Raw genomic sequence first — 21,895 nt, 5'->3', positions numbered from 1 at the left:
GTAAAGAAAAGGAAGAACTGGCATGTCCCAGACCCTTGCTGCCGTCGAAGGTTCCCTCGGTTCCATCGGTTACGGCCTCGCTGCCATCGGCCCCGGCGTCGGCGTCGGCATCATCTTCGGCAACGGCACCCAGGCCCTGGCCCGTCAGCCCGAGGCGGCCGGCCTGATCCGCGCCAACCAGATTCTGGGCTTCGCCTTCTGTGAGGCGCTCGCCCTGATCGGTCTGGTCATGCCGTTCGTCTACGGCTACTGATCGCTGATCCCAGACCAGCCGACTAGACGAAAGGCAAACCCATGAGCCCGATGCTCCAGATCGCGGCCGAGGAGATGGAGAATCCCCTCGTCCCGCCGATCCCCGAGCTCGTCATCGGCCTGATCGCCTTCGTCATCGTCTTCGGCTTCCTCGCCAAGAAGCTCCTCCCGAACATCAACAAGGTTCTGGAAGAGCGCCGCGAGGCCATCGAGGGCGGTATCGAGAAGGCCGAGGCCGCGCAGACCGAGGCCCAGAGCGTCCTTGAGCAGTACAAGGCCCAGCTCGCCGAGGCCCGGCACGAGGCCGCGCGCCTGCGCCAGGAGGCGCAGGAGCAGGGCGCCACGCTCATCGCCGAGATGCGCGCGGAAGGCCAGCGGCAGCGTGAGGAGATCATCGCCGCCGGTCACGCCCAGATCCAGGCCGACCGCAAGGCCGCCGCGTCCGCGCTGCGCCAGGACGTCGGCAAGCTGGCCACCGAGCTGGCCGGCAAGCTCGTCGGCGAGTCCCTCGAGGACCACGCCCGCCAGAGCCGCGTCATCGACCGCTTCCTGGACGAGCTGGACGACAAGGCGACGACGGCAGAGGCAACCCGATGAGTGGGATGCACGGAGCGAGCCGCGAGGCCCTGGCCGCCGCGCGTGAGCGCCTCGACGCGCTGACGGACTCCACGTCCGTGGACGCCGGGTCGCTCGCCGACGAGCTGGCCGCCGTCACCGCGCTGCTCCACCGCGAGGTGTCGCTGCGTCGGGTCCTCACCGACCCGGCGCAGGCCGGCGAGGCCAAGGCCGAGCTCGCCCAGCGTCTCCTGGGCACCCAGATCAGCGGCCCCGCCGCCGACCTGGTGTCCGGCATGGTGCGCTCCCGCTGGTCGCAGTCCCGCGACCTGGTGGACGCGCTGGAGGAGCTGGCGAACACCGCCGACCTCACCGCCGCGCAGAAGCGGGGCCGGCTCGACAACGTCGAGGACGAGCTGTTCCGGTTCGGCCGGATCATCTCCTCGAACACCGAGCTGCGCGCCGCGCTGACCAACCGGTCGGCCACCACCGCGGCCAAGAGCGAGCTGCTGCGCAGCCTGCTCGGCGGCCGGGCGGAGCGGACCACCGAGCGTCTGGTCACGCGTCTCGTGACCGTGCCGCGGGGACGTAGCCTGGAGGCGGGACTCGAGTCCCTGTCCAAGCTCGCCGCCGACCGGCGAGACCGGATGGTCGCCGTCGTCACCTCGGCGGTGCCGCTGAGCGACACGCAGAAGCAGCGCCTCGGCGCCGCCCTCGCGAAGGTCTACGGCCGTCCGATGCACCTCAACCTCGACGTGGACCCCGAGGTCCTCGGCGGGATCCGGGTGCAGGTCGGTGACGAGGTCATCAACGGCTCCATCGCGGACCGTCTGGAGGACGCCGGCCGCCGGCTGGCGAGCTAGCGACCACGGCGGCCGTGCACGGCCGCCGGCACAGCACAACAAGCAGTACGTACTTACGACGGCCCTGGTTGGGCCGTGCAGAGGATTCACCTCTCATTGGGGGGAGTCCCGACTCGTGGAATACCCCCCAAGTGAAACTTCGGGCCCAACAAGGAGAGCAGGGAACTCAGATGGCGGAGCTCACGATCCGGCCGGAGGAGATCCGGGACGCACTGGAGAACTTCGTCCAGTCGTACAAGCCGGACGCGGCCTCGCGCGAGGAGGTCGGTACGGTCACCCTTGCCGGCGACGGCATCGCGAAGGTCGAGGGTCTTCCCTCGGCCATGGCCAACGAACTGCTGAAGTTCGAGGACGGCACCCTCGGCCTCGCCCTCAACCTCGAGGAGCGCGAGATCGGTGCCATCGTCCTCGGTGAGTTCAGCGGCATCGAGGAGGGTCAGCCGGTCTCGCGTACCGGTGAGGTCCTCTCCGTGGCCGTCGGCGAGGGCTACCTCGGCCGCGTCGTCGACCCGCTCGGCAACCCGATCGACGGCCTCGGCGAGATCGAGACGTCCGGCCGCCGCGCCCTCGAGCTGCAGGCCCCCACGGTCATGCAGCGCAAGTCGGTGCACGAGCCGATGGAGACCGGCTACAAGGCCGTCGACGCGATGACCCCGATCGGCCGCGGTCAGCGTCAGCTGATCATCGGCGACCGCCAGACGGGCAAGACCGCCCTGGCCGTCGACACGATCATCAACCAGCGCGACAACTGGCGCACCGGCGACCCGAACAAGCAGGTCCGCTGCATCTACGTCGCCATCGGCCAGAAGGGCTCCACCATCGCGTCGGTCCGCCGCGCGCTGGAGGAGAACGGCGCGCTGGAGTACACGACCATCGTGGCCGCCCCGGCGTCCGACCCGGCCGGCTTCAAGTACCTGGCGCCGTACACCGGCTCGGCCATCGGCCAGCAGTGGATGTACGAGGGCAAGCACGTCCTGATCATCTTCGACGACCTGTCGAAGCAGGCCGACGCCTACCGCGCCGTGTCGCTGCTGCTGCGCCGCCCGCCGGGCCGCGAGGCCTACCCGGGTGACGTCTTCTACCTGCACTCCCGTCTGCTGGAGCGCTGCGCCAAGCTCTCCGACGACATGGGCGCCGGTTCCATGACGGGTCTGCCGATCGTCGAGACCAAGGCCAACGACGTCTCGGCGTTCATCCCGACCAACGTCATCTCCATCACCGACGGCCAGTGCTTCCTGGAGTCCGACCTGTTCAACGCCGGCCAGCGTCCGGCCCTGAACGTCGGTATCTCGGTCTCCCGCGTCGGTGGCTCCGCCCAGCACAAGGCCATGAAGCAGGTCTCCGGCCGACTGCGCGTGGACCTCGCCCAGTTCCGTGAGCTCGAGGCGTTCGCCGCCTTCGGCTCCGACCTGGACGCCGCGTCGAAGTCGCAGCTGGAGCGCGGTCAGCGCATGGTCGAGCTGCTGAAGCAGGACCAGTACCAGCCGATGGCCACCGAGGACCAGGTCGTCTCCGTCTGGGCCGGCACCACCGGCAAGATGGACGAGGTGCCCGTCGCCGACATCCGCCGCTTCGAGAAGGAGCTGCTGGAGTACCTGCACCGCCAGGAGCAGGGCCTCATGACCTCCATCCGCGAGGGCGGCAAGATGTCCGACGACACCCTGCAGGCCGTCGCCGAGGCGATCGTGTCGTTCAAGAAGCAGTTCGAGACCTCGGACGGCAAGCTGCTCGGCGAGGACGCCCCGTCCACCGCCAAGTGACGTAAGGAAGGGACCTGACTCATGGGAGCCCAGCTCCGGGTCTACAAGCGTCGCATCCGATCCGTCACCGCGACCAAGAAGATCACCAAGGCGATGGAGATGATCGCCGCCTCGCGCGTCGTCAAGGCGCAGCGCAAGGTGGCGGCCTCCACGCCGTACGCGCAGGAACTGACCCGCGCGGTCACGGCGGTCGGCACCGGGTCGAACACGAAGCACCCGCTGACCACGGAGGCGGACAACCCGACCCGTGCCGCGGTCCTGCTCCTCACGAGCGACCGCGGTCTGGCCGGCGCCTTCAACTCCAACGCCATCAAGGCGGCGGAGCAGCTGACCGAGCGCCTCGAGCGCGACGGCAAGCAGGTCGACACGTACATCGTCGGCCGGCGCGGTCTGGCCCACTACAACTTCCGCGAGCGCAAGGTCGCGGAGTCGTTCACGGGCTTCACCGACGAGCCGACGTACGCGGACGCCAAGAAGGTCGCGGCGCCGCTGATCGAGGCCATCGAGACGGCGACGGCCGAGGGCGGCGTGGACGAGCTCCACATCGTCTACACCGAGTTCGTCTCGATGATGACGCAGACGGCGGTCGACTCCCGGCTGCTTCCGCTGCGCCTCGAAGAGGTCGCGCAGGAGTCGGCGGCGAAGGACGAGATCCTTCCGCTGTACGACTTCGAGCCGTCGGCGGAGGACGTCCTCGACGCCCTGCTGCCGCGCTACGTCGAGAGCCGCATCTACAACGCGCTGCTGCAGTCGGCCGCTTCCAAGCACGCCGCCACGCGGCGCGCGATGAAGTCGGCCACCGACAACGCGGGTGAGCTGATCAACACGCTCTCCCGTCTTGCCAACGCGGCCCGCCAGGCCGAAATCACCCAGGAAATCAGCGAGATCGTCGGTGGCGCGAGCGCACTGGCCGACGCGACCGCGGGGAGTGACAACTAATGACCACCACTGTTGAGCCGACCGCTGCGTCGGGCGTGGCCACCGGCCGCGTCGCGCGGGTCATCGGCCCGGTCGTCGACGTGGAGTTCCCCGTCGACGCGATGCCGGACATCTACAACGCGCTGCACGTCGAGGTCGCCGACCCGGCCAACGCCGGCGAGCTGAAGACGCTGACCCTGGAGGTCGCCCAGCACCTGGGTGACGGCCTGGTCCGCACCATCTCGATGCAGCCCACCGACGGCCTGGTCCGCCAGGCCCCGGTGACCGACACGGGCACGGCCATCTCCGTCCCCGTCGGCGACTTCACCAAGGGCAAGGTGTTCAACACCCTCGGCGAGGTGCTGAACGTCGACGAGACCTACACCGGTGAGCGCTGGCCGATCCACCGCAAGGCGCCCAACTTCGACGAGCTCGAGTCGAAGACCGAGATGTTCGAGACCGGCGTCAAGGTCATCGACCTGCTGACCCCGTACGTCAAGGGCGGCAAGATCGGTCTGTTCGGTGGCGCCGGCGTCGGCAAGACGGTGCTCATCCAGGAGATGATCTACCGCGTCGCCAACAACCACGACGGTGTCTCCGTGTTCGCCGGTGTCGGTGAGCGCACCCGTGAGGGCAACGACCTCATCGACGAGATGAGCGAGTCCGGCGTCATCGACAAGACCGCGCTGGTCTTCGGTCAGATGGACGAGCCGCCGGGCACCCGTCTGCGCGTCGCGCTGGCCGGTCTGACCATGGCCGAGTACTTCCGCGACGTCCAGAAGCAGGACGTGCTGTTCTTCATCGACAACATCTTCCGCTTCACCCAGGCGGGTTCCGAGGTGTCGACCCTGCTCGGCCGCATGCCCTCCGCGGTGGGCTACCAGCCGAACCTGGCCGACGAGATGGGTCTCCTCCAGGAGCGCATCACCTCGACCCGTGGTCACTCGATCACCTCCATGCAGGCGATCTACGTCCCCGCGGACGACCTGACCGACCCGGCCCCGGCCACCACCTTCGCCCACCTCGACGCGACGACGGTTCTCTCCCGTCCGATCTCCGAGAAGGGCATCTACCCGGCCGTGGACCCGCTGGACTCGACGTCCCGCATCCTCGACCCGCGGTACATCGCGGCGGACCACTACCAGGCCGCGATGCGCGTGAAGAACATCCTGCAGAAGTACAAGGACCTGCAGGACATCATCGCGATCCTCGGTATCGACGAGCTCGGCGAGGAGGACAAGCTCGTCGTCCACCGTGCCCGTCGCGTGGAGCGCTTCCTGTCCCAGAACACCCACGTCGCCAAGCAGTTCACCGGCGTCGACGGGTCGGACGTCCCGCTGGACGAGTCGATCGCGGCCTTCAACGCGATCTGCGACGGCGAGTACGACCACTTCCCGGAGCAGGCGTTCTTCATGTGCGGTGGCATCGAGGACCTGAAGAACAACGCCAAGGAGCTCGGCGTCTCCTGAGCCTCGCGCTCACCGTGAGCCGCAGGGCTCACACCGGAGGGGGCGGGCACGTCCCGCCCCCTCCGGCACGCCCCTTAGACTTGTAACCAACACCCGGCTCTCCGGCCGGGTGGTGACCCGAGGAGCCACCTTGGCTGCTGAGCTGCACGTCGCGCTGGTCGCGGCCGACCGAGAGGTCTGGTCCGGCGAGGCCACCCTGGTCGTCGCGCGCACCACGTCCGGCGACATCGGCGTCATGCCCGGTCACCAGCCGCTGCTCGGTGTGCTGGAGTCGGGCCCGGTGACCATCCGTACGAGTGATGGTGGGACGGTCGTCGCCGCGGTGCACGGCGGTTTCATCTCGTTCGCCGACAACAAGCTGTCGCTGCTGGCCGAGATCGCCGAGCTGTCGGACGAGATCGACGTCCAGCGCGCGGAGCGGGAGCTCGAGCGCGCGAAGGCGGAGGGCGACGCCCACGCCGAGCGCCGCGCGGACGTCCGACTGCGCGCGGCGGCGGGGCGCTGACCCACGGCGCTGTGCTATGACGTGACTCAGCCGCGGCTGGGACCGGAGTGATCCGGACCCGGCCGCGGCTGAGGCAGATCAGGGTGATTTTTCCGTTCCGTTACCTAGGAGACGAGGAGGTCGGTGCCGATGGTCCTCGCTCTGACCGTGTGCGGAATTGTCGTCGCCCTGATGGTGGTGGGACTGTTCGTCTTCGGTCTGCGCCGCAGGCTGATCCAGCGTTCGGGCGGCACCTTCGACTGCTCCCTGCGCTGGGACGCGCCCGAGGAGGGCGACAGCGGCGGCAAGGGCTGGGCCTACGGTGTGGCCCGTTACAACGGCGACCGGGTCGAGTGGTACCGCGTCTTCTCGTACTCCCCCCGTCCGCGCCGGGTCCTGGAGCGTTCCGCGATCGAGGTGGCCGGCCGCCGTCTCCCGGACGGGGAGGAGGAGCTGGCGTTGCTCTCCGACGCCGTCGTCCTCGCCTGTCTGCACCGGGGCGCCCGGCTCGAACTGGCGATGAGCGAGGACGCCCTGACCGGATTCCTCGCGTGGCTCGAGGCGGCCCCACCGGGACAGCGGGTGAACGTGGCCTAGCCGCGTTCACCCGCTGTCGCACACGACGCTCCCCCCGGACCGGGTCCGGGGGGAGCGTCGTCGGTCTTCCGCGGTGGTTACTTCAGGCCGCTGTCGATGGCGCTGACCAGCTCGCCGTTGGCGGTGTCGCCGCTGAACTCCCAGAAGAAGGAGCCGCCCAGACCCTGGCTCTTGGCCCAGTCCATCTTGGACTTGACGGTCGCCGGGGTGTCGTAGGACCACCAGTTGGTGCCGCAGTGCGCGTACGCGGTGCCGGCGACGGTGCCGGTGGCCGGGCAGCTGTTCCTGAGGACCTTGTAGTCCTCGATGCCCGCCTCGTACGTACCGGCCGCCGGGCCGGTCGCGGTGCCGCCGGGGGCCGCCTGCGTGACGCCGGTCCAGCCGCGGCCGTAGAAGCCGATGCCGAGCAGCAGCTTGGTGGCCGGCACGCCCGCTGCCTTGAACTTCGCGATCGCGTCGGCGGAGTTGAAGCCCTGCTGCGGGATGCCGGCGTACGAGGTCAGCGGCGAGTGGGGAGCGGTCGGACCGTTCTTCTCCCAGGCGCCGAAGAAGTCGTACGTCATCACGTTGTACCAGTTGATGTACTGCGCGGCCGGGCCGTAGTCGGCGGCCTCGATCTTGCCGCCGGACGAGCCGTCGGCGGTGACGGCCGCGGTGACCAGGTCGTTGCCGAACTCGGCGCGCATCGCCTTCATCATGGAGCTGAAGGCGTTCTTGGTGCTGGTCGTGTCGCAGCTGAGGCCGCAGGCGTTCGGGTACTCCCAGTCCAGGTCGATGCCGTCGAAGACGTCGGCCCAGCGCGGGTCCTCGACCAGGTCGTGGCAGGACTTCGCGAAGGCGGCCGGGTTCTTGACCGCGTCGGGGAAGCCGCCGGACCAGGTCCAGCCGCCGAAGGACCAGATGACCTTGATGTGCGGGTACTTGGCCTTCAGCTTGCGCAGCTGGTTGAAGTTGCCGCGCAGCGGCTGGTCCCAGGTGTCGGCGACGCCGTCGACGGACTGGTCGGCGGTGTACGCCTTGTCGTAGTCGGCGTAGGCGTCGCCGATGGTGCACTTGCCGCCCTGGACGTTGCCGAAGGCGTAGTTGATGTGCGTGATCTTCTCGGCGGAGCCGGAGGTGACCAGGTTCTTCACGTGGTAGTTGCGCCCGTAGACGCCCCAGTTGGTGAAGTAGCCGAGCTTGACCTTGTCGCCGCCGCCCGGGTTGCCGCCGTCGCCGCCGCCGGTGGTGCGGACCTTGACGGCGCCGCTGGCCGGACCGGTCTGGTCGGCGGTGTCGCGGGCCTGGACGGTGTAGGAGTAGTCGGTGCCCTTGGTGAGGCCGGTGTCCGTGTACGTGGTGCCGGTCACGGTGGCGACCTTGGCGCCGTCCCGCAGGACGTCGTAGTTCTTGACGCCCTTGTCGTCGGTCGCCGCCGACCAGGTCAGCTTCACCGAGGTGTCGGTGATGCCGGAGGCGGTCGGGGTGCCCGGCGCGGAGGGGGCCGCGTCACCGGGGACGGAGGTGCCGTCGCAGCTTCCGCCGTTGAGCTTGCAGCCGGACGGGGAGCCGGAGCCGGTGCCGTTGAAGCCGAACGAGACGGACGCCCCGGGGGCGAGGGTGCCGTTCCAGCCGACGTTCTTGGCGGTCCAGTGGTCGCCCGAGTTGGTGACGGTGGCGTCCCAGGCCGAGCCGACCTTGGTGCCCGAGGGGAAGTCCCACTCGACCGTCCAGGAGTTGATGGTGGTGGTGCCGGTGTTCTTCACCGTCCAGCTGCCGCCGAAGCCCGTGCCCCAGTCCGAGGTCTTGGCGAAGGTGGCCGTGGCACTCGTGGCCGCCTGGGCGGGACTCGCGAGCCCGACCAGTCCGGCGAAGGGGAGGGCCAGGGTCGCGGCCAGGGCCGCGGCTCTGTGTCTGAAGCGCATGCTGCGCCTCCTTTGGGGATGTTGTTGTGAGCATGACTGAGCCTCATGCCCGCAGTGCCGCGAGAATAGAAAGGTCTGGACCAGAGGTCAATAGGTCTGGACCACTGCTCGCGAAGCCGGCTAGATCCCCAACTCCTGAGCCAGCACGGCCGCTTGCACCCGGCTGCGCAGCTCCAGCTTCCCCAGCAGGCGGCTGACGTGCGTCTTCACCGTGGCCTCGGCCATGTCCAGGCGCCCGGCGATCGCGGCGTTGGACAGTCCCTCGCCGAGACACGACAGCACCTGGCGCTCCCGCCTGGTCAGGCTCTCGAGGATGGCCGGCTCGGCGGTGACCTCCCGGACCGGCCGCGCCGCGAACTCGGCGATCAGGCGCCGGGTGACGGCCGGCGCGACGATCCCCTCGCCGCCCGCCACCGTGCGCACGGCGGTGATCAGGTCCTTCGCCTCCGTGTTCTTCAGCAGGAACCCGGCGGCACCCGCCCTGAGCGCCCCGAACACGTACTCGTCGAGGTCGAACGTGGTCAGCACGAGCACGTCGGCCAGCTTCTCGCCGACCACCCGCCGGGTCGCCGACACCCCGTCCAGGCGCGGCATCTGCACGTCCATCAGGACCAGGTCGGGGCGCAGCTCCCGGGCCAGCGCCACCGCCTGCTCGCCGTCCGCCGCCTCGCCGACCACCTCGATGTCCGGGGCACTGCCCAGGATCAGCACCAGCCCCGCGCGGACGGCGGACTGGTCCTCGGCGACGAGGACGCGGATCATGCGAGGTCTCCTTCGGTCAGGGGCAGGGTGGCGCGGACGGCCCAGACCGTCGCTCCGGGAGCCGGTTCGGGCCCGGCGTCGAACGTGCCGTGCAGCAGGGCGGCCCGCTCCCGCATGCCGACCAGGCCGGTGCCGGAGCCGGGGGCGCGGGGCGCGTCCCGGTCACCGTACGGGCTGGTGACCCGGACGTGCAGGCGGCCCCCGTCGCGCACGACGGCCACGGCGACCGGGCCCTCGGGGGCGTGCTTCAGCGCGTTCGTCAGCGACTCCTGCACGATGCGGTACGCGGCCAGCTCCACCGGCGCGGGGACTCCCTCGCCGGGCGCCGCCTCCAGGGTGACGTCGAGGCCGTTGGCGCGGGCGCCGTCGACCAGGGCGCCGAGGCCGTCGAGGGTGGGCGCGGCGGCCGGCTCGGTGTCCTGGCCGGTGTCCCGCAGGATGCCGATCAGCCGCCGCATCTCGGCCAGCCCCTCGACGCTGTTCTCCCGGATCACGCCCAGGGCCTTCCGGGTGGTCGCCGCGTCGTCCAGGGAGAGGGCGGCCGTGGAGTGGATGGCGATCGCGGAGAGGTGGTTGGCGACCATGTCGTGCAACTCGCGGGCCATGCGGGACCGTTCCGCGGTCACCGCCTGCACGCGGTCCATCTCGGCCAGCAGCGCGGTCTGCTCGGCGCGCAGCCGGGCCGCGTCGGCGGCCTCGCGGTGGTTGCGCACGATCAGGCCGGTGGACGCGGGCGCGAACGACACGATCCCGACGGCCACCCCGATCAGCAGCGCCTCGGGCACCCGCCACAGGGCGAACGGCACGATCGTGCCCGCCACCGTGAGCAGCCCGGTGATCCACGGAATGCGGCGGGCCGAGGCGGGCGGACCGTAGAGCACGGCGGCGTACATCAGGTCGGTGTACATGATCACCGTGACCAGGCTGCCCCGGGTGAGCGTGTCCGCGATCAGCGCGGCCGTGCCGATGAGCAGGCCGGTGCGCGGCGCGGCCCGGCGCAGCAGCTCGCAGCCCGCGGTGACGAAGAGCGGCACCAGCAGCGGCCAGCGGCCGTCGAACAGCACGATCGGCTCGTCGGCCGGCCGGACACCCAGGCCGATGCCCCACAGCAGCAGGCCGCCGAGCAGACCGGACACCGCGGCGTACACGTCGAAGCGGCGCGGGCGGGGGAGTCGTACGGCCATGCCACCATCCAACACGGCCGGCGCCCCGCATGCCTGGTCCCCGGGAAGGGTCCGGTACTGCATCTTTCGATGTACCGCGGGTTCGTCACCGGCGACGACGAACGCGGCGGATTCCCACGGGAGCCTTGGAGGGTGAACGAAGGGAGTACGTCGTGGTCGTCGCGTTGATCATCGCCTGCGAGGTCGGCTTCTGGGTGCTGCTGGTCCTCGGACTGGCCGCCCGCTACCTGCTGAAGTGGCGTCGCACCGGTGTGGTCCTGCTGCTGTGCGAGCCGCTCCTGGAACTGGTGCTGTTCGCCGTGACGGCGATCGACCTGAGGAACGGCGCCGAGCCGGGCTGGGAGCACGGCCTGGCGGCGCTGTACATCGGTTACACCGTCGCGTACGGCCACTACACGATCCGCTGGCTCGACGGTCACGCCGCCCACCGCCTGGGCGGAGGCCCGCCGCCGGTGAAGCCGCCGCGCCACGGCAGGGCCCGGGCCGTCCACGAGGGCCGGCTGTGGCTGCGCACCGTGCTGGGCGCGGCCGTGGCGTGGGCGCTCCTCCAAGGCGCGGTCTGGTACGTCGGCGACGAAGGCGACGTGTCGTCCCTGCGGGACTTCCAGTGGGTGGTGACCAGGATCGTCGGCATCCACGGCCTGATCGCGCTGACCTACGCGATCTGGCCGAAGAAGGCCCCGGCCAGGACGCCGGAGGGCGCGGCCGGGCGGCCGGGGGAGAGCGCGCGACGCTGACCGCCGCGACGGCGGGGACTAGCGTTCCCCGCCCGGCACCCACAGCACGTCGCCGACCTCCGTGTTGGCGGTGCGGGCCAGGATGAACAGCAGGTCCGACAGGCGGTTCAGGTAGGTGGCGGTGAGCGGGTTCATCGTCTCGCCGTGGACCTCCAGCGCCGCCCAGGTCGAGCGCTCGGCCCGCCGGACCACCGTGCACGCCTGGTGCAGCAGGGCCGCGCCGGGCGTGCCGCCGGGGAGGATGAAGGAGCGCAGCTTCTCCAGCTCGGCCAGGAACCGGTCGCAGTCCGCCTCCAGCCTGTCGACGTAGAACTGCTCGACCCGCAGCGGCGGGTACTCCGGGTTCTCCGTCACCGGCGTCGACAGGTCCGCGCCCACGTCGAACAGGTCGTTCTGGACGCGGACGAGGACCTTCACGACCTCCTCGGGCAGGCCGCCGAGGGCGATCGCCGTGCCGATCACCGCGTTCGCCTCGTTGCTGTCGGCGTACGCGGAGATCCGCAGGTCGGTCTTGGGGACCCGGCTCATGTCACCGAGGGCGGTGGTGCCCTGGTCGCCGGTCCGGGTGTAGATGCGCGTCAGGTTGACCATGGGGCCAGCGTAGTTAGGCTCCGGCGGTCCGGAAGACGCGTGTGCCCACCGTCACGGTCAGCGCGGTGAGGGCGACGGCGACGAGGACGCCGTACAGCATGTGCGCGGTCGTGTAGCTGCCGACGTAGGCGTCCCGTACCGCGTCCACCAGATAGCGGAACGGCATCAGGTGCGACAGCACGTCCAGCCACCCCGGCCCCAGTGTCATCGGCAGCATCAGGCCTGACAGCAGCATCGAGGGCATCGTCAGCGCGTTGACGGTGGGCCCGAACTCCTGCGGTGTACGCACCTTCATCGCCAGCGCGTACGACAGCGAGGCCAGCGAGACCGTGAGCAGGGCGACGAACGCGAAGCCGATCAGGATGCCGGGCAGGGGCGCGCGCAGGCCCATCGCCACCGCCGCCAGGACCAGCAGCACCGCCTGGAACGCGAACACCGTCGCGTCCCGCAGCACCCGGCCCAGCAGCAGCGCCAGGCGGCTGACGGGGGTGACGCGCATCCGCTCGACCACGCCCAGGCTGTTCTCGATGATGACCGAGAAGCCCGCGAAGGAGGCGCCGAACAGTCCGAGTTGCAGCAGCAGGCCGGGCACGAGCATCTGCCAGGAGCTGCCCCGCCCGCCGACCGGCAGGCCGGTCAGCAGCGGGCCGAAGAAGAGCAGGTACAGCAGCGGCATCAGGACGCCGAAGAGCAGCGCGAAGCGGGAGCGCAGCGACTGGCGCAGATAGCGGCCGTAGACGAGGCCGGTGTCGTGGAGCAGCATCGGAGGTCCTCGGGTCGTCGGAGGTCTAGACGGCAACGGGGGCGGCGTCCGCGGGTGAGGTGCCGCGGCCGGTGATGGCGAGGAAGGTGTCCTGGAGCGAGGCGTCGAGCGAGCCGCCGTGGCGCAGCTTCAGGGCCGCCGGGGTGCCCTCGGCGGCCACCACGCCCCGGTCGACGACGACCAGCCGGTCGGAGAGCGCGTCGGCCTCGTCGAGGTAGTGCGTGGTCAGGAAGACCGTGGTGCCGTGCTCGTCGCGCAGCCGGCGCACCAGGTCCCACAGGTCGGCGCGGCTGCCCGGATCCAGACCGGTGGTCGGCTCGTCGAGGAAGAGCACCCGGGGGCGGTGGGTGAGCGCCATCGCGATGTCCAGCCGGCGCCGCTGGCCCCCGGACAGCGCGCCGCACCTGCGGTCGAGCAGCCCGTCCAGGTCCAGGTCGAGGGCCAGCTCCTCGGCGCGCTCGGCCGCCCGTGCCCTCGGCAGGCGGTACAGGCGGCCCTGGGTGACCAGCTCCTCCCGCACGGTGATCTGCGGGTCCACGCCGCCCGACTGGGCGACGTACCCGCAGGCCCGGCGCACTCCGGCCGGGTCGGTCACCAGGTCGTGGCCCGCGACGGTGGCCGCGCCGCCGGTGGGGGCGAGCAGGGTCGTGAGCATCCGCAGGGTCGTGGTCTTGCCGGCGCCGTTGGGGCCGAGGAAGCCGAGGATCTCGCCCTCGCGGACGGTCAGGTCGATGCCGCGCACGGCCTCGACCGGGCCCTGTCTCGTCGTGAAGGTACGGGCCAGCCCGGCGGTGCTGATGATTGCCATGCGCCCAGAAAAACAGAGTCGCTGAAATTTTGCAATGACCCCAAGTTTTGGGCGGCCCCAGCGAAGTTAGGATGCGGGCATGGCCGAGGGACTCAGGGAACGGAAGAAGCGGCAGACCCGGCAGTACATCTCGGATGTCGCCACGGGGCTGTTCCTGGAACGCGGCTTCGAGGCCGTGACGGTGGCGGAGGTCGCGGCGGCCGCGGACGTCTCCGTCAACACCGTCTACAACTACTTCCCGGCCAAGGAGGACCTCTTCCTCGACCGCTCCAAGGGCGTGGTCGACCGGCTCTCCCGCTGGGTGCGCGGGCGGCACGACGGGGAGTCGGCGGCGCGGGCCGTGCTGCGGGAACTGCGCGAGGAGGTCGAGTCGGTCTCGCCGCGGGTCGGCCTCATGGACGGATACGCGCGCTTCATGGCGGTCATCGACGCCTCGCCCTCGCTGCGTTCCCGGCTCTGGGCGATCGCCCAGGAGGTGCAGGAGAACCTGGAGCGCACCCTGCGCGAGGAGACCGGCGCCCCGGACGACGACCCGGTCCCCGCGCTGATGTCGGGTCAGATCGGCTGGCTGCACGGCACCGTGATGACGACGATCGGCCGCCGGATGACGGCGGGCGGGAAACCGGCCGCGGTGTCCCGCGACGTCCTCGTGCTGCTGGACGAGATGGAGGAGCTGTTGAGCGACAGAGTGCTCAACTACGCCGTCCGGGGCGCGGAATGACACCCGAATGACAGCCCCCGGTGTGACGTCCGTCATTTGAGACGTGACGCGCGTTACTAACCGGTCACACAGCGGCCCCCGCCCGCTAATCTCCGGCCGAGAGGACACAAACGGCCTGTATCAGGGGAGTCGCACAGTGGCACGGAAGCTCGCCGTCATCGGAGCCGGACTCATGGGGTCCGGCATCGCCCAGGTCTCCGCGCAGGCGGGCTGGGACGTCGTCCTGCGCGACGTGACCGACGAGGCGCTCCGGCGGGGGACCGACGGCATCAAGGCCTCGTACGACAAGTTCGTCGCCAAGGGCAGGCTGGCCGCGGACGACGCCGCGGACGCCCTCGCCCGCATCACCGCGACCACCGATCTGGACGCCGCCGCCGACGCGGACGTCGTCGTCGAGGCCGTCTTCGAGAAGCTGGAAGTCAAGCACGAGATCTTCCGCGCGCTCGACAAGCTGGTGAAGGACGACGCGATCCTCGCGTCCAACACCTCCGCCATCCCGATCACCAAGATCGCGGCCGTGACGGAGCGGCCCGAACGGGTCGTCGGCGCGCACTTCTTCTCGCCGGTCCCGATGATGCAGCTGTGCGAGCTGGTGCGCGGCTACAAGACCAGCGACGAAACGCTCGCCACCGCCCGGGAGTTCGCGGAGTCCACCGGCAAGACCTGCATCGTCGTCAACCGGGACGTCGCCGGCTTCGTCACCACCCGCCTCATCTCCGCCCTCGTCGTCGAGGCCGCGAAGCTGTACGAGTCGGGCGTCGCCACCGCCGAGGACATCGACCTCGCCTGCAAGCTGGGCTTCGGCCACGCCATGGGGCCGCTGGCCACGGCCGACCTGACGGGCGTGGACATCCTGCTGCACGCCACGAGCAACATCTACACCGAGTCGCAGGACGAGAAGTTCGCCCCGCCGGAGCTGATGCGCCGGATGGTGGACGCCGGTGACATCGGGCGCAAGAGCGGGCAGGGCTTCTACAAGCACTGAGTCCGCACCGAGTCCACCCCCGGCCCGGGCCACATCACACGCCGGGGTGAATTCGGTATCGGTTCGCTCACAGGCGGCAACCTCCGATCGTTTCGGCCAGTCAGAGGTTGCACGACCTGACATCGCCGAGAGACCACCCCGCGGGTCGGAAGACCGCCCGCGGGCCACATCGCCGAGCACGAGACGCACGCCGGGGAGCGCATATGCACATCAGGGGCGACCACGTCGAGCTGGTCGTCGGGGGCCGCCTCGACGTCCGCAGCGCGGCGGACGCCCGTACGGTCCTGCACTCGGCCGTCGACGACGGAGTCGGCGACCTGGTCCTGGACCTGTCAGAGCTGGACTCCTGGGACGCCACCGGACTCGGGGTGATCATGGGGGCCCACCGGCGGGCCGGCCGCTGCGGCCGGCGCCTGGTGCTGCGCGGCGTACCGGCGCAGATGCAGCGCCTGCTGGTGGCCACCCGGCTGCACAGGATCCTGGCCATCGAGGGCGGGATCGGCGTGGAGTCCCTGCCCAGGGTGTGACACCCCGGCGGCCGCGGGAACCCGGGACACCCCCCGGCGAAACGCCCGACGCGCGCAATCCTCACGAGACCGTGACGTCTCGGACGGGGCGGTACCCCGGGCTGTCGGAGATACTGAGCGAAGGTTTAGGGTCTGGCTGCCCGCCGTATCGCAACCCACTGGCGGGCCCGGACCAGAAGCGACAGCGCGGTGTGCGGCAAGGCCGGGAGGGGTGGTCCCGACCGGGGACCGGCACACGACGCTTTTGGGGGGCTTGGACCTATGGACCCGAACAACCGGGGACCCGAGGAGCATGGCCACGACGGCGAGACGCCGCGCCCGCGCCCGCCCAGGGACTCCCTCGCACCCGACTTCGGACAGCACGCGCCCGCGCTCGCCCGCACCGTGCGGCTCGTCTCCGGCGACTTCCTGCTCACCGTCAACCCCGTCGACGGCAGCGAGATCGAGGTCTGCCCGCCTGGGGGCACCTCCCGCTCGAGTGAATTCGAGAGTGGGGGAGAGCGGCCCGCCCGGCCGGAACGGCTCACCGCCTCCGAACGCGCCGAGCTGGAGCGCGCCGCCCGGCCGCCCGTCCCCCCGGGACCGGCGCGGCCCGCACTCGGGCTGCTGGCCCGCCAGGACGAGCGCGAACGCCTGGCACGGCTGCTCGCCCGCGGCCGGTCGGTGCGCCTGACCGGCCCCGCCGGCTCCGGCCGGACCAGCCTCCTCGACGTCGTCGCCGAGGACTGCGCGGACCTCGCGCCCGACGGCGTCGTCCGCCTCAACGGCTTCCGTCGCACCGCCGACGACCTGCTGTACGACCTCTTCCGCGCCGTCCACCGCGCCCCCCTGCACCGGCCGGAACGGGACGAGCTGCTCGACCTGGTCCGCGACGTCGGCGCGGTCGTCGTCCTGGACGACGCGGAGTTCGGCGGCACCGCGCTCGACGAGCTGCTGGCCGCCACCCCCGAGTGCGCCTTCCTCGTCGCCGCGACGCCGGACGTCCCCGCCCCCTCCGCCGGCTCCGCCGTCGAGGAGGTCTTCCTCACCGGCCTGGACCGTTCGGACGGCGTGGAGCTGCTGGAGCGCGCCACCGGACGGCCCCTCACCGACGAGGAGGCCAACTGGGCCGGCGACCTCTGGTTCGAGTCCGAGGGCCTGCCGCTGCGCTTCGTGCAGGCCGGTGCGCTGCTGCGCCGGCGCGACCGGCTGCGGGCCGGCGCAGACGCCGTCGACGAGTTCGGCGTCTTCGCCGACGCCCGCCCGGCCGACGAGACGCCCTACGGCGCCCCCGAGGACGAGGTGCCCCTGCCGTCCGTCGGCGAGGCCGCCGCGCCCGCGCCGCTGCTCGCCTCCCGGCTGAGCGCCTCCGCCCGCGCCACCCTGGAGCTCGCCGTCGCCCTCGGCGGCGAGGTGCCGCACCAGGCGCACCTGCCCGCGCTGGTCGGCGACACCCACGCGGACGCCGCCCTCGGCGAGCTGGCCGACTGCGGACTGGTCTCGCCGGTCGGCTCCCGCTACCGGCTCGCCGCCGGGGTGCTCGCCCAGCTCGAGAACGCCGGGTACGCCGACGACGCGGGGGAGCGGGCGCCGGCCGTCGCCCGGCACTACGCCTGGTGGGCCGGGCACCCCTCGGTGACCCCCGAGCGCGTCTGCGCCGAGGCCGACGCCGTCCTGGCCGCCCTCGCCGTGCTGGTGCCGACGACGACCCCGCCCGCGGACGACGAGGAGAGCCCCGCGGTCCGGCTGGCCCGCACCGCGGCCCCCGCCTTCGCCGCCGGGCTGCACTGGAGCGCCTGGGAACGGGCGCTGCGCTCCGGCGCCGAGGCCTCCCGGCTCGCCGGAGACGTCGCCGAACAGGCCTACTTCCACCACGAGCTCGGCGTCCTCGCGCTGTGCGAGGGGCAGCTCGACCGGGCCCGCGCCGAGCTGGAGGCGTCCATCGGGCTGCGCGGCGCACTCTCCGACAAGCGCGGCGCCGTCGCCGGACGCCGTGCCCTCGCCCTGGTGGCGGACCGTTCCGGGGACACCCCCGGCACGGGCACCCGCCCGGGCGTGCCCGGTGCCGTCGGAGCCGGCTTCGCCGCCGTCGGTGCCGGCCTCGGCCCGACCGTGGACGACGAGGGGCCCGGCACCCGCCACGAGGAGCAGGTGTCCCCGGCGGCCGGTGCGCCGGCACCCTTCCCGCCGCTCCAGCCGTCCCCGCAGGCCCCGACGCTCATCGCCCGCCGGGATCCCTCCCCGGGCCCGTCCCGCAAGGCCGGAGGCGGCATCAAGGGCCTCGCGCGGCGCAATCTGGTGGCCGCCGGAGCGGGCGCGCTGCTCGTCGCCGTGCTCGGCACGGTGGTGACGCTGGGCGCCACCTCGGAGAACGACGCGGGAACGCCGTCCGACCAGGTCGGCGTCAACCCGTCGGCCAGCCAGGGCGTCGACGACGGCAGCCTCGGCGCCGACCGGCCGGAGGACGACGGCGACGACTCCGCGGACACCGGCGAGGCGACCGCCCGGCCGTCCGACCCCGGCCCCGACGGCACCCTGGGCACCTCCGACGACCCGACGCCGAGCGAAACGGCCCGGCCGTCGGACAGCCCCAGCGGCAGCAGCGGGCCCGGAGACCCGACCGACCCCGGCCGGCCGAGCGGCCCGACGAAGTCGCAGCCGCCGACGTCGCCGTCGACGAGGCCGTCCTCGCCGAAGCCGACGCAGAGCGAGCCGGACCCCGACCCGACGACTCCGACGGGGCAGCCCAGCACCCCCGAGCCGTCGCCGACCGCCCCCCAGCCGCCGACGACATCGCCGGAGACCTCCAACAGCGCGACCGGCCCCGTCACCCCGACCACCGCGAGCGCTCCCGAGAGCAGCCCCGCGACCGCGACCCAGAGCAGCGGCGCGACCGGCACGGAGTCCGCTCCGGCGACCACCGGGCAGATCATCTGAGACGCCGCGACGCCTGAGGGGCCGGGTCCGCACGGACCCGGCCCCTCACACGTCGCGGGCTCCGCGCCCGCACCGCTCAGAACAGCCGCAGCTTGTCGTCCTCGATGCCCCGCAGCGCGTTGTAGTCCAGCACCTGGCACCCGATGCCGCGGTCGGTGGCCAGCACCCGGGCCTGCGGCTTGATCTCCTGGGCGGCGAAGACGCCGCGCACCGGGGCGAGATGCGGGTCGCGGTTCAGCAGCTCCAGGTAACGCGTGAGCTGCTCCACCCCGTCGATCTCGCCGCGCCGCTTGATCTCGACGGCGACGGTCCTCCCGTCGGCGTCCCGGCACAGGATGTCGACCGGCCCGATGGCGGTCGGGTACTCACGGCGGATCAGGGTGTAGCCGTCGCCGAGGGTCTCGATGCGGTCGGCGAGCAGCTCCTGGAGGTGGGCCTCCACGCCGTCCTTGATCAGGCCGGGATCCACGCCCAGTTCGTGCGAGGAGTCGTGGAGGATCTCCTCCATCGTGATGATGAGCTTCTCGCCCGCCTTGTTGACCACGGTCCACACGCCCGCCTCCTCACCGGAGCCCTCCTTGAGGGTGCAGGGCGGCGACATCCAGTTCAGGGGTTTGTAGGCCCGGTCGTCGGCATGGATCGAGACGCTGCCGTCCGCCTTGACCAGGATCAGCCGGGGGGCCGAGGGGAGGTGGGCGGTGAGCCGTCCGGCGTAGTCGACGGAGCAGCGGGCAATGACGAGACGCATGGTCGGCAACGCTACTCGACGCGCCCGTCCCGGCGCGATTCGCCTCCGCCCCCGGCGCCCGGCGGAACGTCCCGGTTCTCCCCTTGGGTCCCGTGTTGCGCACTGGCCGATTGTGGGCGTACCGGATGGTGCCCATCTGGGCATTCTCCTGGTGCGCTCACGATCGGTTGCTTACGGTATTGAACGGGAGGTCGCGAGGCGTGTACTCAGCGTGTCCGATATCGCGCCGTCCCTTTACTGTCCGGCAACCCCTGCTGGTCGGGGGTGCGAGAGGAGTACCCATGTCGCTCGACGTCTCACCGGCCCTACTCGAGAAGGCCGAGCGAGGCGAGGTCGACGAAGCAGAATTCGTCGACTGCGTCCGGACCTCCCTGCCCTACGCATGGGAGATGATCAGCTCCCTGGTGGCACAGCTGAAGGTAGACGGCGGAGCGTTCGCCGACAACCAGACGCCCCCGCCGGACGAGCAGGCGCGCGGTCAGCTGCTGCGTGCGCTCGCGAGTGACGCCATCCGCGGTGCGCTCCAGCGGCACTTCGGGGTGCGGCTGGCCTTCCAGAACTGCCACCGGGTGGCGGTGTTCCCGTTGGACTCCTCCGTCGACGAGACGCTGACCCGATTCACTTCGGTGCGCAGCCAGTTGCTGAACCAGTCGCCGGAATTCCGCGACTGCTGAGGCGATGGCCGTCCGCTTGCCGCTCCGTACGCGGGAGGTGCAGTTCGTACCGGAGCGGCAAGCCTTCCGCCCGGCCCCTCGCGGGCCCCGGGCGCCCGTCCCCGCCCGGCCCACTCAGCGGAGCTGGGGGAGCACCTCGGTCCCGAGCCGGCGTACGTTCTCCTCGGTCGCCGCCAGGTCGCCGGAGCCCTCGACGAGCAGGGCGAAGCGGGAGATGCCGGTCCGTTCGCCGGTCGCCGCGAGCCGGTCCGCGCACAGCCGGGGCGTGCCCACCGGGTGCAGTCCGCAGAGCAGTTCGGTGTAGGCCAGCGGGTCGCGCATCCGCCGGGCCCGGCCGTCCACCGTGACGTGGGCGCCCAGCCCCTGCCGCAGCCAGCCCGGCATCATCTTGAGCAGCGTCTCCGCCGCGTCGGCGCGCCGGTCCGCGATCTGGCAGACCCCGGCCGAGACGTGGGCCGCGTCGCGGACCTCCGGCTCCGGGCGCCCGGCGGCGCGGGCCTGCCGCTGCCACAGGGCGACCATCTCGGCCTTCTCCTCGTCCCCGATGTGCATGCCGAGCAGCATCGGCAGCCCCCGCTCGGCCGCCGTGCGCACGCTCGCCGGGGAGGTGCAGGCCACCACGACCTCCGGCCCCGGGGCCTCGGACAGGGCCTCCGAGGGTCGCGGGACGACGGGCACCTCGCGAAACCGGAAGCGGTCCCCGACGGCTCCGACGGCCGGCTCGCGCAGCCAGCGCACCAGCAGATCGAGTGACTCCGGGAACCCCCTCTCGTACGCCTCGAGTCCGGCGCCGAACACCTCGAGGTCGACCCAGGGGCCGCCGCGGCCCACACCCAGCGAGAACCGGCCGCCGCTCGTGACGTGCAGCAGCGCGGCCTGCTCGCCGAGCGCCACGGGATGGACGGTGGGCAGCACGCTGACCGCCGTGCCGACCCGGATGCGGCGGGTGCGGCCCAGCAGCAGCGCGGCCAGCGTCACGGCCGACGGGCACGTGCCGTACGGCACGAAGTGGTGCTCGGCCAGCCAGACCGTGTCGAGCCCCGCCTCCTCGGCGACCTCGGCCGAGCGGACCGCGCGGTGCAGCGCTTCCCCCTGGCCCTGGCCCGGAAACTGGGCGCCCACCACGAAACTTCCAACGCGCATTGCTCTTCCTGCTTCCTCGGCTCCGACACGGAGCTCCCCCGCAGGGCATAACCGCCGGACACGTGCCGAGGACACGGTCGGACCAAAGGATTTGCGGATTGTCTGCAGAATCGGGCCGTCACAGGAGGTCCGGGGGGCTCCGCCCGTGCCGCGTAGGCTGGAGACGGTCCGTACCCCCTGTATAGCTCCGTGAGGTGTCCCGTGTCCCCGCGTCGCAACCGACCCAAGGAGACCGGCATGTCCGGCCGGAGCGCCGAGGACGACGGCTCCGGCCGCTACGGAGGCTGGCAGTCGTCGGAGAGCTGGCGGGGCGAGGACTGGAGCGTACGGCACGTCGCGGGCGCGAGCGCGCAGGGGAAGTCGTACCGCTGCCCGGGCTGCGACCAGCTCATCCCCGACGGCGTCCCGCACGTGGTGGCCTGGCAGGCGCACGCGGGCGTCGACGACCGCCGGCACTGGCACAAGTCGTGCTGGAACGCGAAGGACCGCCGCACCACGCGGGTGCAGCGGTCCCGTAACGCGCCGAGGTTCTGA

23 protein-coding genes are annotated in these 21,895 nt (G+C 71.6%); 15 read left to right on the top strand and 8 right to left on the bottom strand.

Annotation, left to right across the window (positions count from 1 at the left end):
- Window positions 1–22: 22 nt before the first annotated feature.
- The 8 genes from atpE to ACFWJB_RS15485 all read left to right on the top strand — a co-directional run bounded on the left by atpE (window position 23) and on the right by ACFWJB_RS15485 (window position 6,898).
- Window positions 23–253 carry an ATP synthase F0 subunit C gene (gene atpE / locus ACFWJB_RS15520; RefSeq protein WP_009321656.1) on the top strand — a complete coding sequence of 77 codons (231 nt, stop codon included), beginning with the start codon at window positions 23–25 and terminating at the stop codon, window positions 251–253.
- A gap of 41 nt (window positions 254–294) precedes the next feature.
- Window positions 295–849, top strand: a complete 555-nt coding sequence (locus ACFWJB_RS15515; RefSeq protein ID WP_385458272.1) for a F0F1 ATP synthase subunit B — start codon at window positions 295–297, stop codon at window positions 847–849.
- A gap of 5 nt (window positions 850–854) precedes the next feature.
- Window positions 855–1,670 (top strand): F0F1 ATP synthase subunit delta, encoded by an 816-nt coding sequence (locus ACFWJB_RS15510; RefSeq protein ID WP_386922706.1) that lies wholly within the window; start codon window positions 855–857, stop codon window positions 1,668–1,670.
- A 170-nt stretch (window positions 1,671–1,840) separates the two neighbouring features.
- Entirely contained in the window at window positions 1,841–3,430 is a 1,590-nt protein-coding gene (atpA, locus tag ACFWJB_RS15505; protein WP_385458271.1) for a F0F1 ATP synthase subunit alpha, read from the top strand.
- A gap of 21 nt (window positions 3,431–3,451) precedes the next feature.
- Window positions 3,452–4,369 (top strand): F0F1 ATP synthase subunit gamma, encoded by a 918-nt coding sequence (locus tag ACFWJB_RS15500; RefSeq protein ID WP_385458270.1) that lies wholly within the window; start codon window positions 3,452–3,454, stop codon window positions 4,367–4,369.
- The gene (gene atpD, locus ACFWJB_RS15495) at window positions 4,369–5,817 is read left to right on the top strand and encodes a F0F1 ATP synthase subunit beta (RefSeq protein ID WP_385458269.1); all 1,449 of its coding nucleotides are present in this window, start codon (window positions 4,369–4,371) and stop codon (window positions 5,815–5,817) included. The genes ACFWJB_RS15500 and atpD overlap by 1 nt, the downstream gene beginning before the upstream one ends.
- Before the next feature lie 130 nt (window positions 5,818–5,947).
- Entirely contained in the window at window positions 5,948–6,322 is a 375-nt protein-coding gene (locus ACFWJB_RS15490) for a F0F1 ATP synthase subunit epsilon (RefSeq protein WP_019326852.1), read from the top strand.
- 129 nt (window positions 6,323–6,451) lie between these two features.
- Window positions 6,452–6,898, top strand: a complete 447-nt coding sequence (locus tag ACFWJB_RS15485) for a DUF2550 domain-containing protein (protein ID WP_386922703.1) — start codon at window positions 6,452–6,454, stop codon at window positions 6,896–6,898.
- 77 nt (window positions 6,899–6,975) lie between these two features.
- Here ACFWJB_RS15485 and ACFWJB_RS15480 read toward each other — a convergent pair whose 3' ends face one another.
- The 3 genes from ACFWJB_RS15480 to ACFWJB_RS15470 form a co-directional block, all read right to left on the bottom strand.
- Window positions 6,976–8,802, bottom strand: coding sequence for a glycosyl hydrolase family 18 protein (locus ACFWJB_RS15480; RefSeq protein WP_385458267.1), 1,827 nt, complete (start codon window positions 8,800–8,802; stop codon window positions 6,976–6,978).
- Between the two features lie 120 nt (window positions 8,803–8,922).
- Window positions 8,923–9,564 (bottom strand): response regulator, encoded by a 642-nt coding sequence (locus ACFWJB_RS15475; protein WP_386922701.1) that lies wholly within the window; start codon window positions 9,562–9,564, stop codon window positions 8,923–8,925.
- Window positions 9,561–10,748 carry a sensor histidine kinase gene (locus ACFWJB_RS15470; protein WP_386922699.1) on the bottom strand — a complete coding sequence of 396 codons (1,188 nt, stop codon included), beginning with the start codon at window positions 10,746–10,748 and terminating at the stop codon, window positions 9,561–9,563. The genes ACFWJB_RS15475 and ACFWJB_RS15470 overlap by 4 nt, the downstream gene beginning before the upstream one ends.
- A 152-nt stretch (window positions 10,749–10,900) precedes the next feature.
- Here ACFWJB_RS15470 and ACFWJB_RS15465 point away from each other — a divergent pair, with 152 nt between their 5' ends.
- Window positions 10,901–11,485, top strand: coding sequence for a hypothetical protein (locus ACFWJB_RS15465; protein WP_386922697.1), 585 nt, complete (start codon window positions 10,901–10,903; stop codon window positions 11,483–11,485).
- A gap of 18 nt (window positions 11,486–11,503) precedes the next feature.
- On the opposite strand, the gene ACFWJB_RS15460 is transcribed toward ACFWJB_RS15465, so the two are convergent.
- Genes ACFWJB_RS15460 through ACFWJB_RS15450 form a run of 3 tightly spaced genes read right to left on the bottom strand, consistent with a single transcriptional unit; the run spans window position 11,504 to window position 13,647 of the window.
- Window positions 11,504–12,076: a cob(I)yrinic acid a,c-diamide adenosyltransferase gene (locus ACFWJB_RS15460; RefSeq protein WP_386922695.1), complete on the bottom strand. Its 573-nt coding sequence runs from the start codon at window positions 12,074–12,076 to the stop codon at window positions 11,504–11,506.
- A gap of 13 nt (window positions 12,077–12,089) precedes the next feature.
- Window positions 12,090–12,839 carry an ABC transporter permease gene (locus ACFWJB_RS15455; RefSeq protein WP_385458262.1) on the bottom strand — a complete coding sequence of 250 codons (750 nt, stop codon included), beginning with the start codon at window positions 12,837–12,839 and terminating at the stop codon, window positions 12,090–12,092.
- 25 nt (window positions 12,840–12,864) lie between these two features.
- Window positions 12,865–13,647, bottom strand: coding sequence for an ATP-binding cassette domain-containing protein (locus ACFWJB_RS15450; RefSeq protein WP_385458261.1), 783 nt, complete (start codon window positions 13,645–13,647; stop codon window positions 12,865–12,867).
- A 79-nt stretch (window positions 13,648–13,726) separates the two neighbouring features.
- On the opposite strand from ACFWJB_RS15450, the gene ACFWJB_RS15445 reads away from it, so the two are divergent.
- The 4 genes from ACFWJB_RS15445 (at window position 13,727) to ACFWJB_RS15430 (ending at window position 18,796) form a co-directional block, all read left to right on the top strand.
- Window positions 13,727–14,368, top strand: a complete 642-nt coding sequence (locus tag ACFWJB_RS15445) for a TetR/AcrR family transcriptional regulator (protein ID WP_385458260.1) — start codon at window positions 13,727–13,729, stop codon at window positions 14,366–14,368.
- A gap of 136 nt (window positions 14,369–14,504) precedes the next feature.
- The gene (locus ACFWJB_RS15440; protein ID WP_385458259.1) at window positions 14,505–15,353 is read left to right on the top strand and encodes a 3-hydroxyacyl-CoA dehydrogenase family protein; all 849 of its coding nucleotides are present in this window, start codon (window positions 14,505–14,507) and stop codon (window positions 15,351–15,353) included.
- Between the two features lie 203 nt (window positions 15,354–15,556).
- On the top strand, window positions 15,557–15,880 hold the full coding sequence (locus tag ACFWJB_RS15435; RefSeq protein ID WP_385458258.1) for an STAS domain-containing protein: 324 nt from the start codon (window positions 15,557–15,559) through the stop codon (window positions 15,878–15,880).
- A 261-nt stretch (window positions 15,881–16,141) separates the two neighbouring features.
- Complete coding sequence (locus ACFWJB_RS15430; protein WP_385458257.1) at window positions 16,142–18,796, top strand: ATP-binding protein; 2,655 nt, start codon at window positions 16,142–16,144, stop codon at window positions 18,794–18,796.
- Window positions 18,797–18,872: 76 nt separating this feature from the next.
- On the opposite strand, the gene nucS is transcribed toward ACFWJB_RS15430, so the two are convergent.
- Window positions 18,873–19,544 (bottom strand): endonuclease NucS, encoded by a 672-nt coding sequence (nucS, locus tag ACFWJB_RS15425; protein ID WP_385458256.1) that lies wholly within the window; start codon window positions 19,542–19,544, stop codon window positions 18,873–18,875.
- 281 nt (window positions 19,545–19,825) lie between these two features.
- Here nucS and ACFWJB_RS15420 point away from each other — a divergent pair, with 281 nt between their 5' ends.
- The gene (locus ACFWJB_RS15420) at window positions 19,826–20,218 is read left to right on the top strand and encodes an SCO5389 family protein (protein WP_356201639.1); all 393 of its coding nucleotides are present in this window, start codon (window positions 19,826–19,828) and stop codon (window positions 20,216–20,218) included.
- A gap of 114 nt (window positions 20,219–20,332) precedes the next feature.
- Here the strand turns inward: ACFWJB_RS15420 and ACFWJB_RS15415 are convergent, their stop codons facing one another.
- A complete protein-coding gene (locus ACFWJB_RS15415) occupies window positions 20,333–21,361 on the bottom strand; it encodes an LLM class flavin-dependent oxidoreductase (RefSeq protein WP_385458255.1) in 1,029 nt (342 codons plus the stop codon).
- Between the two features lie 201 nt (window positions 21,362–21,562).
- Here ACFWJB_RS15415 and ACFWJB_RS15410 point away from each other — a divergent pair, with 201 nt between their 5' ends.
- Window positions 21,563–21,895 (top strand): ATP/GTP-binding protein, encoded by a 333-nt coding sequence (locus tag ACFWJB_RS15410; RefSeq protein ID WP_386922690.1) that lies wholly within the window; start codon window positions 21,563–21,565, stop codon window positions 21,893–21,895.

The organism is Streptomyces sp. NPDC127100 (assembly GCF_042724095.1).
Classification (GTDB): Bacteria; Actinomycetota; Actinomycetes; order Streptomycetales; family Streptomycetaceae; genus Streptomyces.
Note: the sequence above shows the minus strand (reverse complement) of the source record. Positions and strands in the feature narration are given on the sequence as shown.